15 protein-coding genes are annotated in these 15082 nt (G+C 44.3%); 12 read left to right on the forward strand and 3 right to left on the reverse strand.

Going from position 1 to position 15082, the window contains the following annotated elements:
• Nucleotides 1–54 precede the first annotated feature (54 nt).
• Nucleotides 55–1014, forward strand: coding sequence for a DUF1517 domain-containing protein (locus IQ235_RS04435; protein ID WP_264320287.1), 960 nt, complete (start codon nucleotides 55–57; stop codon nucleotides 1012–1014).
• 109 nt (nucleotides 1015–1123) lie between these two features.
• Complete coding sequence (locus IQ235_RS04440; protein ID WP_264320288.1) at nucleotides 1124–2416, forward strand: DNA cytosine methyltransferase; 1293 nt, start codon at nucleotides 1124–1126, stop codon at nucleotides 2414–2416.
• Nucleotides 2417–2424: 8 nt separating this feature from the next.
• Here the strand turns inward: IQ235_RS04440 and IQ235_RS04445 are convergent, their stop codons facing one another.
• Nucleotides 2425–3153 carry a SinI family restriction endonuclease gene (locus IQ235_RS04445; RefSeq protein ID WP_264320289.1) on the reverse strand — a complete coding sequence of 243 codons (729 nt, stop codon included), beginning with the start codon at nucleotides 3151–3153 and terminating at the stop codon, nucleotides 2425–2427.
• Nucleotides 3154–3215: 62 nt separating this feature from the next.
• A complete protein-coding gene (locus IQ235_RS04450) occupies nucleotides 3216–3449 on the reverse strand; it encodes a helix-turn-helix domain-containing protein (protein ID WP_264320290.1) in 234 nt (77 codons plus the stop codon).
• 106 nt (nucleotides 3450–3555) lie between these two features.
• On the opposite strand from IQ235_RS04450, the gene IQ235_RS04455 reads away from it, so the two are divergent.
• On the forward strand, nucleotides 3556–3801 hold the full coding sequence (locus tag IQ235_RS04455; RefSeq protein ID WP_264320291.1) for a peptide ABC transporter substrate-binding protein: 246 nt from the start codon (nucleotides 3556–3558) through the stop codon (nucleotides 3799–3801).
• 17 nt (nucleotides 3802–3818) lie between these two features.
• Here IQ235_RS04455 and IQ235_RS04460 read toward each other — a convergent pair whose 3' ends face one another.
• Nucleotides 3819–4184: a response regulator gene (locus IQ235_RS04460; protein ID WP_264320292.1), complete on the reverse strand. Its 366-nt coding sequence runs from the start codon at nucleotides 4182–4184 to the stop codon at nucleotides 3819–3821.
• Nucleotides 4185–4642: 458 nt separating this feature from the next.
• On the opposite strand from IQ235_RS04460, the gene IQ235_RS04465 reads away from it, so the two are divergent.
• The 9 genes from IQ235_RS04465 to IQ235_RS04505 all read left to right on the forward strand — a co-directional run.
• Nucleotides 4643–5809 carry an FAD-dependent oxidoreductase gene (locus tag IQ235_RS04465; protein WP_264320293.1) on the forward strand — a complete coding sequence of 389 codons (1167 nt, stop codon included), beginning with the start codon at nucleotides 4643–4645 and terminating at the stop codon, nucleotides 5807–5809.
• Nucleotides 5810–5814: 5 nt separating this feature from the next.
• A complete protein-coding gene (locus IQ235_RS04470) occupies nucleotides 5815–6621 on the forward strand; it encodes a glycosyltransferase family 2 protein (RefSeq protein ID WP_264320294.1) in 807 nt (268 codons plus the stop codon).
• A 48-nt stretch (nucleotides 6622–6669) separates the two neighbouring features.
• A complete protein-coding gene (locus tag IQ235_RS04475) occupies nucleotides 6670–6813 on the forward strand; it encodes a hypothetical protein (RefSeq protein WP_264320295.1) in 144 nt (47 codons plus the stop codon).
• A 132-nt stretch (nucleotides 6814–6945) separates the two neighbouring features.
• Nucleotides 6946–7758, forward strand: a complete 813-nt coding sequence (locus tag IQ235_RS04480) for a glycosyltransferase family 2 protein (RefSeq protein ID WP_264320296.1) — start codon at nucleotides 6946–6948, stop codon at nucleotides 7756–7758.
• Nucleotides 7759–7874: 116 nt separating this feature from the next.
• Nucleotides 7875–8528, forward strand: coding sequence for an NAD-dependent epimerase/dehydratase family protein (locus IQ235_RS04485; protein ID WP_264320297.1), 654 nt, complete (start codon nucleotides 7875–7877; stop codon nucleotides 8526–8528).
• Between the two features lie 27 nt (nucleotides 8529–8555).
• On the forward strand, nucleotides 8556–9368 hold the full coding sequence (locus tag IQ235_RS04490; RefSeq protein WP_264320298.1) for a sugar phosphate isomerase/epimerase family protein: 813 nt from the start codon (nucleotides 8556–8558) through the stop codon (nucleotides 9366–9368).
• Nucleotides 9369–9391: 23 nt separating this feature from the next.
• Nucleotides 9392–11653 carry a hypothetical protein gene (locus IQ235_RS04495; RefSeq protein ID WP_264320299.1) on the forward strand — a complete coding sequence of 754 codons (2262 nt, stop codon included), beginning with the start codon at nucleotides 9392–9394 and terminating at the stop codon, nucleotides 11651–11653.
• A gap of 1330 nt (nucleotides 11654–12983) precedes the next feature.
• Entirely contained in the window at nucleotides 12984–13937 is a 954-nt protein-coding gene (locus IQ235_RS04500; protein WP_264320300.1) for a hypothetical protein, read from the forward strand.
• A gap of 214 nt (nucleotides 13938–14151) precedes the next feature.
• Nucleotides 14152–15082 (forward strand): protein kinase domain-containing protein (locus IQ235_RS04505; protein ID WP_405196639.1); only part of this gene is annotated, 931 nt, incomplete at its 3' end.

The raw sequence follows: 15082 nt of genomic DNA on the forward strand, positions 1-15082 counted from the left end.
CCAGAACCAGGGCGAGCGTTAAGATAAAAACTGACGTTAAATTTACATCATTATATGGGTCGAAAGTTTTTGAATGCGATCCAACCCGTTTTAAAATCCCTGGTTTTACTGGGTTTGGTCTTTGTCCTCTTTTTTAGTCAAGCGGACGGCGCATTGGCTGCACGCAGTGGGGGACGTATTGGCGGCGGGTCTTTTAGAGCACCCAGCCGCAGCTACTCTGCGCCGAGTCGCACCTATTCCGCACCCGTACGGGGGGGATACGGTTACGGTGGCGGTGGGTTCGGCTTTCCGTTCCTGATTCCGTTCTTCGGCTACGGTGGCGGTTTCGGCGGATTGTTCAGCATCCTCATTTTCTTCGCGATTGCGAATTTTTTGGTCAATAGCTTCCGTCAAATCGGCGATCGAGCCGATCGGGAAGAGTATACCAACCCCACGGTTTCCGTCAGCCGAGTGCAAGTCGGACTGCTCGCGGAAGCACGCGATCTGAAAAAAGAGTTGGATAAATTAGCCACCGTTGCCGATACCGGTACGGCTGGAGGTCGCGCTCAGGTGCTGCAAGAGTCTACCCTAGCACTCTTGCGCCATCCGGAATATATTGCCTACGGAACCGCCGAGGTTCAACAGGCACGTTTGGAGAGTGCCGAGGCGAAGTTCAATCAGTGGTCGATCGCCGAACGCAGTAAGTTTGCCGACGAAACCCTCTCCAACTACAACGCTCAACTCAAAGGAACCAGTCCCGCCGCACTACCGGGTGAAACCTCGGGGGAAATCGTTCCTTCTGCGGACGCACCGGGAGAATACATCGTGGTGACGATCGTTGCTGGGGTGCAGGGTAAAGTTGAGTTGCGATCGGTGAACGATGCTGAGGATTTATCGAACGTACTGCGCCTGTTGGGTGGAGTATCGAGCGATCGACTCTTAGCGGTGGAAGTCCTGTGGACCCCGCAAGCCGAGGGCGATACGCTCACAGCAGACGATCTGGTGGAAGCATACCCGGATTTGAAGCTGGTCTGAATCTCTTTTGAAGATAAAATCTTATTCGCGCCTACTGAATCGCAGGCGCGATTTTTATAGGTTTATTCGTCCAGGAAAACTTGCGAAGATTTCCCGCACGTACTACGATATGGTACTCGATCGTTTTGCAGACAAAATCTATATAGTAATGGCAAATTTTTCGATTAAAGAAACTTCAAATAAACCGACTCTCAAAGCGTTAAGTTTCTTTTCTGGCTGTATGGGTCTCGATATCGGTCTCGAACGAGAGGGAATTGAAGTATTACTTTCATGCGAAGTTGATAAAGCTGCTCGAAAAACGATCGAGAAAAATAGACCCGATATTGCTCTAATTGGAGATATTAGAGACTACTGTGCAACCCAAATTAGAGAAACAGCAGGGCTAGGCTCATACGAAGATATCGATCTGATTGTTGGGGGACCACCCTGTCAAGCGTTTAGCAGTGCGGGTAAACGGAGAGGATTTAACGACGAACGGGGAAACGTATTCTTAAAATTCATCGATTCTATCGTCGAACTTCGACCTAAGTTTGCTGTCATTGAAAATGTTCGAGGATTATTATCTGCATCCTTAAAACACAGACCTCACAATCTGCGAGGAGCTAACCATCCTTTACTGTCCCAGGAAGAAAAAAGAGGAGGAGCACTTTTACATATTATTCGCCAATTAAAAGAAGCTGGCTATAGTATTTCCTTCAATTTATATAATACTGCCAATTTTGGCTCGCCACAATGTCGAGAAAGAGTCATTATTGCTTGTAGTCGTGATGGAGAAAAGCTTCCATATCTCACGCCAACAAATTCCGAAAATGGTTTGTACGGCTTACCGAAATGGCGAACTCTCAGAGAAGCACTTGAAGGACTTCCAAAGGAAGAACACGACTTCGTTAAGTTTCCTGAAAAACGTCTTCGATACTACAGACTTTTGAAACCCGGACAGAATTGGCGAGACTTGCCTGTCGAGTTACACCAAGAAGCAATGGGAAGTTCTTATCATGCCGGCGGTGGCAAAACAGGTTTCTACCGGAGATTAGCTTGGGATAAACCATCTCCAACCCTCTTAACTCATCCGGCGATGCCAGCAACCGACTTAGCTCACCCAGAAGAAGATAGACCTCTGAGCATTCAGGAATATAAACGGATACAAGAGTTTCCTGATGATTGGCTTATTCAAGGTAAGTTACTCGACCAATATCGGCAAGTGGGAAATGCTGTACCTTACTCTCTGGGTCGAGCTGTCGGTCGGATGATACAAACCTACTTAAGCGCAGAGCAACCAGAAAGCTTTCAAGATTTTCCTTACTCTCGCTACAAAAATACGGATGATGTCAGTTGGATGTATGAGATTTTAGGTTATTCTGAAGATTCTATTGGAGAACAACTGTGTTTGTCGCTAAGTTAAAAAATATTTTATACAGATTGCCAAGGATTGTTGGGTTCTACAGGTAAAGCATTTAGATTTTTCGCTAGAACTCGCTTAACGAAGCTAATAAAATTTTCTTCAGAAAACCGATCGGTTTGATATCGATCGTTAAAATAAGACCATTTATACTGTCCTGTTTTTGCTTCAATCCGATACCATTTTTCAATTGGTCGATCGCTTCTCACTCTAGAAGAAGAACTATTTTCAGAATTACTACGATTCTTGACTTGCAACAGAGAACCATCTAGATTGCAAAAATCAACAAAGCGAATAGTTTCACCCCAACCACAAAACCAACCATAGTGAGCTAACTCTTCAGCTAAAAATTCTTCGAGAAGCAATCCTTGAATATTTTCTGCTGACATGGATAGCCGGTGAGCGTAGCTAATCTGTTCGAGATGTTCTTCTGTTAATTCTGTTAATCTACTACTGATAATTGTATTGATGATGGGATCGGGTTTTGTTTGGGGTGGACGAGATATTCGTTGTGAAATTCTATTTTGAAAGCCTTTTTGATATTTATTGAGCCATTTACGGACTAAACGCTGTTTAGTTTTATCTTTCAGTTTTGGAGATAGACCGGGATTTTTATAGCAAGCTAATAAAATTACCCGATGGGGTTCATCTACTTTTGTATCTAATACTTCGTGGAACAGATTTAAAAATTCTTCGCTAGATTCTGAGTTGGAGATAATCTCGTTAAAAGTAACTGTCATCTAAACTAAACTTTTTTTATATTATCTTTCCTGACGTTCGATCGAAGCACAATCAACGACTACTAACTTTCCTCGGAATTACCCAAATACAGCCGAATGAAGTCTGTCGCGGCATCGGGATGAATTTCCCTAAGTGCATCGCGAATGTCCAACACTGCTTCAGCAGACGGGTCCATAACATCGTTCACCCAACGGTGAACGTTCGATCGCCCCACACCCATGGTTACAGCTAATCGATTCTGACTGATTTTGTAAGTCTCTAAGACCTGTTTGAGTGCTTTTCCGGCTCTTCCCATGCCTCAAATTTTGTCAGAGGAAGATTTTTAAGTAAATGTTGCGTATACGGCACGGTACGGTTAAAATGAGTTTGTTGCGTATACGGTACATTTCGCTTGTAGTCTTATGCCTGAAAACTTTCTTCCCAATCCCGCATCTTGTGACCTGAAAACCATGTCCACCACCCAACCCCCAGAACCGGTCAAAATCTTAGTCATCGGTTCGCCCCTTGGGGTAACTAATACCATCCACACCCTACATCGCTTGGGATTTGCCCAAGTTGGGGAGTGGAGTCCGCTGGTTCCGACTCAGAATCAGGGTGAGGTGATGAGTATTTTGATGCGTCGTCTGCGGTTGTCGCAGCCACGATAATCGCAAGCCACGCCTTCTTACGCTCGCAAAAGCTGTTTGAGCGTTCCCACCAATTCCACGGGATGAAAGGGTTTGGCAATGTACGCATCAGCACCTTGCTTCAATCCCCAATAGCGATCGAAATCTTCGGATTTCGTCGAACACATGACCACCGGCAGTTCCTGGGTTTTCGGATTGGCTTTGAGCCGACGGCAAACTTCATAGCCGTTCATCTGAGGCATGATAATATCGAGCAAGATCAGATCCGGGCGATCGCTGTGGATACTTTGAAGGGCTTCTTGACCGTTGCTGGCTTCGCGCACCGTCAATCCCTTATGTTTGAGCAGATTTGAGATCGTCCGCCGTTGAGTTTTGCTATCTTCTACAATTAAAACCGTCGTCATTTTTATCCCACCTCCTAAATATCGAGCCAGCCGTCTTCGGGTTCGTAATTCTTTGATGCTACTACCCTAAAGAGTGAGTCGCTCGTAAGGATAGAAAAGTTTCAAGATCTTCGCGCTTTATTAAGCTATAGGGGCTATCTCCTTAAAATATGCATCTGGCAAGGTATTAGTCTAACTCTGAGGATTGGAAGACATAGAGCAGCACGATCGTAGCCAATTTTCTTCCCTAACAGTAGCTTACCCTGGTTGGCAGTGTTGGCTAACATTCTTCTTCTTACCCTTTTTCCAAGCCGTTCCCGTTGCATTCTCACCGAAAAGCTTTCCCGTATAGCTTGTCAATTGTCACGTTGAGGAACTTCGGGTCCTACTTTTCGACAGAAATCTTAGTAACAAAGACGAGATTGGGTAGGATAACTTAGTAGGTTCTGTCCCTAGCTCGCTCGATCTCTCCAGATTCTATGGTTTGCCGATCCGATCGCGCAAAAATTCCGGCTTTTTCTGCATCCGGCGACTACGATGCCGTTGTCATTGGTGGGGGATTCTTCGGGTGTAAAATTGCGCTCTACCTCAAAGAGCATCTCGATCGCGTTCTGATTGTCGAACGAGAGGCGGACTTGCTCCAACGCGCTTCCTATACCAATCAGGCGAGAGTTCACAACGGCTATCACTATCCTCGCAGTCTATTGACAGCCTTGCGATCGAGCGTGAATTTTCCGCGATTTGTTGAAGAATATCGCGACTGTATCGATAATACCTTCGATAAATATTATGCGATCGCTCGAGTTTTTTCAAAAGTAAATGCCTCTCAGTTTCAGATATTTTGCCAGCGAATTGGCATCCCGATCGAACCTGCGAAAAACGAAATTTCCAGCTTGTTTAATCCTGCTTTAATTGAAGCGGTTTTTAAAACTCAAGAATATGCTTTTGACGCGGTCAAGCTCAAGCAAAAAATTCGAGAAGAACTCGAGCGAGAAAAAATAGAAATTTGGCTGAATACTTGTGTAGATAAAGTCCAAGAAACGACATCAGGAAAGATTAAAGTATTGATTCGAGAAACAGAATCAGAACGATGTCTTCGAACTCGCTATCTTTTCAACTGTACTTATTCTCAAATCAGTCAAATTCTCAAAGCTTCTGACCTTCCTACGATTCCGCTAAAATACGAGTTTGCGGAAATGGCATTAGTTGATGTTCCTCCCGAACTCAAATCGATCGGGATTACCGTCATGTGCGGACCATTTTTCTCGTTGATGCCATTTCCACCTCGGGGATTACACACCTTAAGCCACGTTCGATATACTCCCCATTACTATTGGCAAGAGAGTGAGAACCTCACCATCAAAGCGCACGAAGCCTACAGCCAAATCCGCAAACAAACAAACTTTCCCTTTTCCATTCGCGATACGATTCGATATTTACCGATTGCCGCAGAATGTGAGTATATCGATTCCCTCTGGGGAGTAAAAACGGTGTTGCCGCAAAGTGAGGTGGACGATAGCCGACCGATTCTCTTCAAGCAAAATCCCAAACTCCCAAATTTGTATTGCGTCCTGGGTGGTAAAATCGACAATATTTACGATATTCCGCGCGAATTGAATGGTTTGCATCTTATAGAAGGAGTTTGAGTGGCATGGAACGATCGGATTGTTTTGTCTCGGTTATTGCTCCTGTGCAAAATGACGCGCGAATCGTAAAACCTTTTGTTGAAGAAGTCATGGCGGTTTTGCGGCAGAGTTTCACAAATTACGAACTCGTTCTCGTCAACGACGGTTCCACAGACGATACATCGGTAGTCGTGTCTTCTTTACTTCGCGATTATGAATGTATTCGCCTCATTAGTCTCTCTCGTAGTTTTGGTGCGGATGTCGCAATCTCTTCGGGTTTAGATTCGGTGATTGGAGATTTTGTCGTGGTAATGATTCCCGAATCCGATCCGCCACAACTGATTCCAGAACTCATTGAAACAGCCAGAAATGGCAAAGATATTGTCATTGGGATTCGCCGAGATCGCAACGACGAACCCGTTTGGATGAAAGCCGGTGCAAATCTATTCTACTGGCTCTGTCGGAAACTATTTAAAATTCCTTTAATTCAAAATTCTACCCAATTTCGAGTCTTGAGCCGACAGGTTGTGAATGCCATTACTCAAGTCCGAGATAAATCTCGCTATTTACGTTTGCTGGGTGCTTATGTTGGTTATAGCTCTCAAACGTTTACTTACGATTTTATTTATCGATACCGACACCGAAGATTGAAAGGCGTTGTGGAACTTTTTGATAACGCCGTGCAAATTATTGTGGTAAACTCTGTCCGTCCCTTGCGATTTGCAAGTTACCTCGGGTTATTCGCAAGTATTTTGAATGTTCTCTATATTGTCTACATTGCGTTGGTTTACCTGTTGAAAGAACGAGTCGCTGAAGGTTGGATAACCGTCTAATTTCAAAATGCTATTATGTTCTTTTTTGTTTCTATGGTATTGACAATATTGTCAGAATATGTAGGATTTATTTTCGATCGCCTGAAAGGATGGCCGGCATATTACGTTGCCGGGGAACAAAACAGTTCGGTATTAATTGCCGATCGAGAACGCCGAAATATCGTCCAAGAGTCGAAACAAATGACACTTTAGGATTAAAGTAAAGTGCAATTTCAAATCGGTTGTGAATCAAATGCCAACATCTTACTGTCACGACAAAGAGTCTGAATACAGGCATAAAACACGACGAATTTACCGTGGAGATCTCGAGGGTGTAAAAAATTCATGAATACCGAAAACTGGCAAGTTCCCAACCATGAAATTGTCGAACTCGCACCCAAAAAGAGTCGATATTGTATTTGTATTCCGATTATTAACGAGGGTTTGAAAATCGAGAAGCAGCTCGATCGAATGCGAGAAATTTCCAGTCGCTTTGATGTCATCATTGCCGATGGCGGCAGTAGTGATGGTTCGACCCAACCCGAGAAACTCTCCCAACGGGGGGTGCGGACGCTACTGGTCAAGCAAGATGTGGGGAAATTGAGCGCTCAGTTGCGCATGGGGTTCGCCTATGCCACGAGACAGGGATACGACGGCGCGATCGTCATTGATGGCAACAATAAAGACGATCCCTCGGCAATTCCCAGCTTCGCCGAGGCCCTCGATGCCGGATGCGACCACGTTCAGGGTTCGCGATTCGTTCCCGGTGGGGAGGCAATTAACACACCGCGCGTTCGATTCTGGGCCATCAAACTGATTCATGCGCCGTTGATTCGTCTGGCAGCAGGATGGCCCTATACCGATACGACCAACGGGTTTCGTGCCTACAGTCGCCGTTTGCTTCTCGACGAACGGGTGGCCCCCTTTCGCGAGGTTTTTTCCGGCTACGAACTACACTACTACTTAGCCATTCGAGCGGCGCGGTTGGGATACAACGTGCGCGAACTTCCCGTCACCCGCACCTATCCCCAAACAGGGCCGACTCCGACTAAAATTAGTCCCATTCGAGGCAATATTCTCGTCATGCAAACCCTAATTCAAGCGTGTCTGGGAAACTACGATCCTAAATCTAACTCGATAGGAGAGGTGCAATCGTGAGTCGAGGAATTATCGGTTATACCGGATTTGTGGGTGGAAATCTCACTCGCCAAACGAACTTTGGCGGGTGCTACAACTCGAAAAATATCTAATCGATCGCCGGGGAGAAATTTGACTTGCTCGTTTGTGCCGGTGCACCAGCGGTAAAATGGCTGGCGAACAAAGAACCCGATCGCGATAAGGCAAGTCTCGATCGATTAATGCAGTCTTTGGAAGGCGTGAAGGCGAGTAAGTTTGTTTTAATCTCGACGGTGGATGTTTATCCGACTCCAGTGGATGTAGACGAAGCTACTCCCATCAATCGGAAAAACTTACATCCCTACGGCAAACACCGCCTAGAACTCGAAGACTTCGTTCGCGATCGTTTCGAGAGTGCGATCGTCCGTTTACCGGCACTTTTTGGCGAGGGATTGAAAAAAAATATTATCTACGACTTCCTCTACAACAATCAAGTCGAGAAAATTCATTGCGACCATATTTTTCAATTTTATAATCTCGAGTATCTTTGGCGGGATATTCAAGTCATACTAGAGAACGAGCTAAAACTGGTTAATTTTGCCACGGAACCGATAGCCGTTCGAGATGTAGCGCAAAAGGCTTTTGGATTGGAGTTTACCAATCGACCCCACGATAACCCCATTCGCTACGATATGAAAACCCGGTATGGCGATCGATTGGGTCGGAGTGCGTCGTCATATTTATACGAGCGATCGCAAATCTTACACGACTTAAAAAACTTTGCAAACACGCAATCTCAAACAAGCGTATAGACCCGATCCCAATCCGAGAAAGTCGCTATGAAAATTTCAATCTCTAACATTGCTTGGCAAAACTCCGAAGAAGAATCGATCGCCGATTTGATGCAAACCTTAGAAATTCGGGGAGTTGAGATTGCACCGACTAAAATTTGGTCGTCGCCGTTGACTGCTAGCGATACTGAAATTGACGATTACAAACAATTTTGGAACCGTCGCGGGATTCAGATCGTTTCGATGCAGGCACTATTGTACGGTCAGCCGGATTTGAAAATCTTTGAGAACGGACAAAATCGGCAAGAAACTCTAAATTATTTAACGGGAATTATTCAACTCGGGGAAAAGTTAGGGGTTCGAGTTCTGGTGTTCGGTTCTCCTAAAAATCGCCGAATTGAAAATCTCAATTCAAAACAAGCTGAAAAAATCGCGCGAGACTTTTTCTTCGAGATAGGTGAAATCGCTCAAAAACATCATGTCACCTTCTGCATCGAACCCAACCCGATTTTATACAGCTGCAATTTCATCAACACTTCCACACAAGGTTTGCAGTTGGTAAACGCTGTGGGAAATGTGGGTTTCGGACTTCATTTAGATTCGGCAGGGATGACATTAAGCGAAGAAGATATCGAACCGGCGATCGCGAGTTGTGCCGATCGCATCTGTCACTTTCATGTCAGCGAACCCTACCTTGGCAATGTGGGAACTGGGATTGTCGAACATCGTCGCTTTGCAAAAGCTTTGAAGCGAGGGAACTATCAGGGTTGGACTTCCGTCGAGATGAAAGCACAAGAGACTGATTCTAACTACATTAATGTCGAAAATGCTTTGAAAACAGCACTAAAATACTATGGCTGAATCGGTTTTTACGACTCTTATTTATGTCCGTTTTCAAACCCAGACTTAAACCCAATCCAATCGCGATTCTGGGAGTTATTTTAATCTCTTGGATCGTTATCGTTCCGATCGTCAACGGGATTCAGTTGCCATTAGAAAAAGAGGCTCGCTCAATTGTCTCTTATACCAATATTAAAAACCTAAGTCCGTATACCGATTACTTGAAGTTTTTCTTATTGCTGCTATTTCCCCCTCTCGTTGCAGCGATCGGTTTAACTCTAAAGCGAGATGTTTGGCAAAGCATCTTTCGGGTTTTACTAACCCTTTTTACTCGAAAAAAATGGGTTTTTAGCTTGACGATCGTACTGGCAATATTCTGGACGATATATGTCAGTTTTATCGTCGTTGCCGATTGGGGAATTCCCGACTGGAACTCGGCTGTCATCGATCCTTTTCATGAAGGAGAGTATCTAGGTCTACTGCCGAATTTTACTCAACTCGATCGACCGTTTTTACGAACGTTTTTCATTCATGGCTTTGGTTTGGATGCGCTGCCGAGTCTAGTGGCCGATCGCCTTGCCTCCCAGAATAATACCATCGCCCTGACCCGTTTTTTCTATTGCGTCGAAAATGCGCTCGCCTGTGCCGCTTATTTTTGGCTTTTATGGGAAATTGTCAGTTCAGTCAAACTTAAAGCTTATAAAATTCAAGTTTTTTCGATCGTTTTAATTATCTTTTGTGTCTTAGAAAATTTTCTCTATAAAACCTATGGTGGTCGAGATTTAGTTTTCATGATGCAATTGGCACTGGTGGTGCGATATTTTCGAGTCGCTATCCCTCCAGCGATCTATAGCTTCAAACAAACAATTTTTCTGTCTGTTCTCGTCGGTGCTTCTCTACCTCTAAGTTTTCTACATACTTACGATCGCGCTGCTTATTTCGTTCCGGTTTATTTAGTCGCTTCGGCGTTAACCTTTTGTTTTGGCAAGCGGAATATGAGAGTTTGGATCGGAGGTTCTGGACTCGGTATCTTTTTGGTATTACTCCTCGAAATAGCGACTCTAGGAATCGAGCAAGTCCTCGAAGTATTCGCGCAAGTTACATACTGGTCTAAGTATGGTAAATATATTGCCTTTCTTCCCCTGACCGATATTCAACTCAACTACTTCTCATTTTTAGATTGGTTCGGAATTTTAGTTCTATCCGCCACGATCGTTTATTTGGTTTGGGACTACTCAATTTACCATCCGAAAAGAGACTTTTTCACTCAACATTATTTAACCCTCATCTTACTGATTGCCTCTTTAACCTATATGCGAATTTTGCTCGATCGCAGTCCCGGTCGAGGGCCTTTTGCCGCCATGGTAACAGCATTTTTGCTGGTTTACCTAATGCTAAAAAGTTATCAAACTTATTTTGAAGCCAGTATCATTCAATCGACGATCGCGCCAACGGCAAAATTATTCTTTGTTTTATTTTTAATTGCGGCGATTGCTGCCGAACCCGGCTTTAATATCTTTAGTTACGGCGGTCGCGTGCAAGAGTTTTACCAGTCTCTAGGCAAACCCGATTCCGAACTCGTTGTTCCTCACTATCTCGAAGCTTGGAATACGCTACAACCCGAAATCGATCGTCAATCTTGTTTTTATACCTTGACCTCTGAAGGTTTATGGTATTACCTCTTCGACAAGCCTTCTTGCTCGAAAATCAACTATCTCTACTACGTTCGACCTCCCGAAACCCAAGAAGCCGTGATTCGCGAGATCGACGAACGTCAGCCAAATATTATCTTATTCAGTAATTCTATGTGGTCGAATGCCATTGATGGCGTACCAATTCTCGATTCTGCGTCTAGAGTTTATCAATATTTTCTGCAACAATATCAACCGTATCGGATTATTTCCGATCATTGGTTTTGGCAGCGACGATCGAAAAAGATTGCCTTCGATTCAGTTTCTTCTAATACCCTAGGAAGTGCCGATACGCTGTGTTATACTCCCCCAGATTGCCGACTGACGGCGCAATTGGAAGAACTTGAAATTGATATGGGAGATACAGCTTCTTTAAATGGCTGGACGACGCTATCTCCCCAGGGTTCACCTTTTGATGCGGTGTATCTCAGTTACGGCCAGGAGAATCAGTTGGTGTCCGCCGCGCGGATTAATCCCGATTTGCGATGGACGCTGACTATTCCGACGATGTCTTTACCCGAAGGGGATAATATTTTTCGAGTCTGGAGTTACGATCGCACCCAAGACAAACTAGTGCAAATTGGCTCGGATCTTCCAGTGGAAATGGATGATTGAAAATAGAGGCTTGAAGTATATCTGCGATCGAGACTTTATTTATTTTGCAAAATAGCAAGCAATGTCAGATTCCCAAAATCGATCGAATCCGATCGTTATCCTCAATATTACTATCCTCTCCTGGTTTTTTCTTTTACCGATTGTTAATGCCATCGAACTCCCCTTTTCTAATAACGATACGGGAGTCATCTCAACGGTTGCCATCGAGCAATTTTCTCCCTATACAGATTATTTCAAGTTTGCCATTCTTCTATTTGTGCCGACCGCAATCGCTTTTTTACTCTCTAAACTCAACTCAAAAACACGTTCGATATTGCTCGATTTGACTTTCAAAGCAATCGAAAATCGAACGCTAATTTCAATTTTAACAATTGGATTAATTTTAGTCTGGTCGGTCGATCGGGTTGTCCCCGATTTAGTAGTTCCACTTACCGATACATTTCATGAAGGAGAATATCTCGGATATCTACCCAATTTTCTCCAACTCGAAAAACCTTTTCTCAAGAGTGTATTTATTCATGGATTTGGGTTAGATGCCATTCCGAGTCTTTTAGCTTATTGGTGGATCGGAGATGAAAATAACGGGATTGTGATGACCCGATTTTTCATTTCTTATATATCCGTTTTTGCAACTTTCGGCTATTTTTGGGTACTTTGGGAAATAACAAGTTTATTTAAATTCAGAAATCGCGAATCTATTTTTTTATTTGTTGTTATTAGTTGTTGTTTGTTGGAAAAGTTTTTCTTTTTGATAGACGGAGGAAGAAGCCTCATTTTTATGATTCAGTTCGCTTTAACGTTTAGGTTTTTTCGCTTATTCGATTCAAAAATTTGTACTCTCAAACAATTTTCTTGGATTTCTTTGTCAATCGGTATTTTAATACCCATTGGCTTTTTACATACTTACGATCGAGCTATCTATTTTGTTTTGGTATATATTTTTGTCTGTGCGTTAAGTTTAAGCTTAGAAAGAAAAATTTATTCTCTATGGATTGGTTGTTCGATTGTGGGTATTCTACTGTCCTGCATTTCGATCGTTTTAATTTTAGGAGTCGCCCAATTTCGAGAAATTTTATTCCAAGTTTCGTATTGGTCTAAATACAGTCGATATATGTTTTCTCTACCAATGCCAGATTTAAAAATAAATTTAGTTAATCAGTTGTATTGGCTATCTATGCTTTTTCAAAGCATGACATTGGTTTATTTAAGTCGATATTTTTTTAAAAACAACAAACTTAAATATTTTTTAAATAAGCACTTTTATTTAATTATTATTTTGCTTGCATGTTTAGTTTACATGCGAATTGGCTTAGATAGAAGCTCGTTTTCAATGGCAGCTCAAGGTGCATTTCCAACTTTTTTATTAGTTGTATATTTTAGCTTAGAGCTTTATTCCAAGAAATTGCTAAAAAGTTTGAATTTATTTTTTACTTTACCTACTTACAAAATACTGTTAGTAACCATTCTTTTAACTTTAATTGCTGCCGAACCAGGATTTTCTATTTCTAATTTATCCGATCGCTTCGAGAACTTAGGGCGATCGAATACCGAAATATTACAACCCGGTCAGCAGGAAGTTTTAACGGCATTTAAAACAGATATCGATCGCCAGTCTTGCTTTTATACGGCGACCACCGAAAGTATTTGGTATTACCTATTTAACAAACCCTCCTGCTCTAAATTTGGCAATATTTATTACGCCCTACCAACCGTGGCTCAAGAAGTCGTCGTCCGCGAACTCGAAGAAACAAAACCCAACCTAATTTTATTAACCGATCTTCCGATTTTGACCGGTCGAACGCTCGCCGATTCGACCCCCTTAATTTTGCAATACTTTCTCGATCGATACCGTCCCGATCGTCTTGTTGCCGAACGGTGGTTGTGGCGTCGAAACGAAACGCCCCTGCAACTGACTCGAAATGTGGCATCTAGCGGCACCCTCGACCGGTGGTGTGTCGTTGAAAGCGAGCGCGAGTGTAAAGCCATGCCCCCACCGGGAGAGCGCCAAAAACTCCGCCAGAAAAAACGCATTTATACCCTAGAAGGTTCGGCGGTTTTGTCAGCACAAAATCGACCCGCCGATGCCGTGTACCTCAGTTACGGTAACAGCGATCGCCTCGTCGCCGCAGCCCGAGTCAATCCCGATGCGACTTGGAGTCTGGCCATTCCATCCATGGCCCTACCTTTGGGAAAAGAGATCGTACGAATGTGGGCCTACGATGCCAGTAGAGATCGACTGCAACCCATTGGATACGATATTGAGATTAAAATCGTCCGGCGATAAGTAAGTAGCAATAAGATAGTAACGGGTTCCCCAAACCCACTTTTGCGAAGATTCTATTGAGATTTAGAAATCGTTCCAATTCGCTCGAATTATTTATACTGATGATTGATACCGATCCAGAAAGAGCCTGTTGGTGCGTGAAGATCGATCGAGAACTCCCACCCGCTTAAAGTCTTTCTGGCTGCGAAAAAATGCTACCGGCTCTCTATCGATCGTGAACTCAACCCTACTCAATTATCGCTATCGGATCGTTCGTTCCCTAGGACGTGGGGGATTTGGGGAAACCTTTCTCGCTCAAGATACCCATATGCCTTCCGGTCGCTACTGCGCCATCAAGCAACTCAAACCCGCAGGCAACGATCCCCAAATCCTGCAACTGGTGCGAGAAAGATTTGCCCGAGAAGCGGCAATCGTCGAATCCTTGGGGGAAGGAAGCGATCGCATTCCCTCTCTGTACGCCTACTTCAACGAAGCGGGGCAATTTTACTTAGTACAAGAGTGGATCGAAGGTCGAACCCTCGCAGATCGGGTCGCACTCGAAGGTGTTTTGAGCGAAAGTCGCGTTCGCACCCTCTTGGTCAGTTTGCTCGATATTCTCGAATACGTCCACAGCCAGGGCATCGTCCATCGAGATATCAAACCCGAGAACATCATTCTGCGAAAATCTGATGGCGAACCCGTTCTCATTGATTTTGGGGCGGTTCGGGAGACGATGGCAACCACCCTCAGTTCGACAGGGAATCCAACCCACAGTATCGTCATCGGCACTCCCGGTTTCATGTCTGGCGAACAAGCCGCCGGTCGTCCCGTATACGGCAGCGATTTGTACAGTTTGGGACTGACGGCGATTTACGCTCTCACCGGTCTGACACCGCAGCAGATGGCGAGCGATCCGCAAACGGGGGCACTTCTGTGGCGGGGACAGGTGGCGGGGTTGAGTCCGCAATTGGCAGATATTTTAGATAAGGCCATCGAATCCCATCCTCGCGATCGCTATTTGGGAGCTGAAGAAATGCGATCGGCCCTGAAACGTCAATCGCCCGATCGAAACAGACCCCCTGCGGGAGTACCGCCTCAAAAACAACCGGTGTATCAAGTTCCCATACCCCCATCCAGTTCGACGGTGGCCGTTGCGGACCCTTTTG

The organism is Zarconia navalis LEGE 11467, from assembly GCF_015207075.1.
Lineage (GTDB): Bacteria > Cyanobacteriota > Cyanobacteriia > Cyanobacteriales > Geitlerinemataceae > Zarconia > Zarconia navalis.

Coding starts and splice junctions, on each gene's coding strand:
- IQ235_RS04435 (WP_264320287.1), top strand. CDS start 55: ATGGGTCGAAAGTTTTTGAATGCGATCCAACCCGTTTTAAAATCCCTG.
- IQ235_RS04440 (WP_264320288.1), top strand. CDS start 1,124: ATGGTACTCGATCGTTTTGCAGACAAAATCTATATAGTAATGGCAAAT.
- IQ235_RS04445 (WP_264320289.1), bottom strand. CDS start 3,153: ATGACAGTTACTTTTAACGAGATTATCTCCAACTCAGAATCTAGCGAA.
- IQ235_RS04450 (WP_264320290.1), bottom strand. CDS start 3,449: ATGGGAAGAGCCGGAAAAGCACTCAAACAGGTCTTAGAGACTTACAAA.
- IQ235_RS04455 (WP_264320291.1), top strand. CDS start 3,556: ATGCCTGAAAACTTTCTTCCCAATCCCGCATCTTGTGACCTGAAAACC.
- IQ235_RS04460 (WP_264320292.1), bottom strand. CDS start 4,184: ATGACGACGGTTTTAATTGTAGAAGATAGCAAAACTCAACGGCGGACG.
- IQ235_RS04465 (WP_264320293.1), top strand. CDS start 4,643: ATGGTTTGCCGATCCGATCGCGCAAAAATTCCGGCTTTTTCTGCATCC.
- IQ235_RS04470 (WP_264320294.1), top strand. CDS start 5,815: ATGGAACGATCGGATTGTTTTGTCTCGGTTATTGCTCCTGTGCAAAAT.
- IQ235_RS04480 (WP_264320296.1), top strand. CDS start 6,946: ATGAATACCGAAAACTGGCAAGTTCCCAACCATGAAATTGTCGAACTC.
- IQ235_RS04490 (WP_264320298.1), top strand. CDS start 8,556: ATGAAAATTTCAATCTCTAACATTGCTTGGCAAAACTCCGAAGAAGAA.
- IQ235_RS04495 (WP_264320299.1), top strand. CDS start 9,392: ATGTCCGTTTTCAAACCCAGACTTAAACCCAATCCAATCGCGATTCTG.
- IQ235_RS04500 (WP_264320300.1), top strand. CDS start 12,984: ATGGCAGCTCAAGGTGCATTTCCAACTTTTTTATTAGTTGTATATTTT.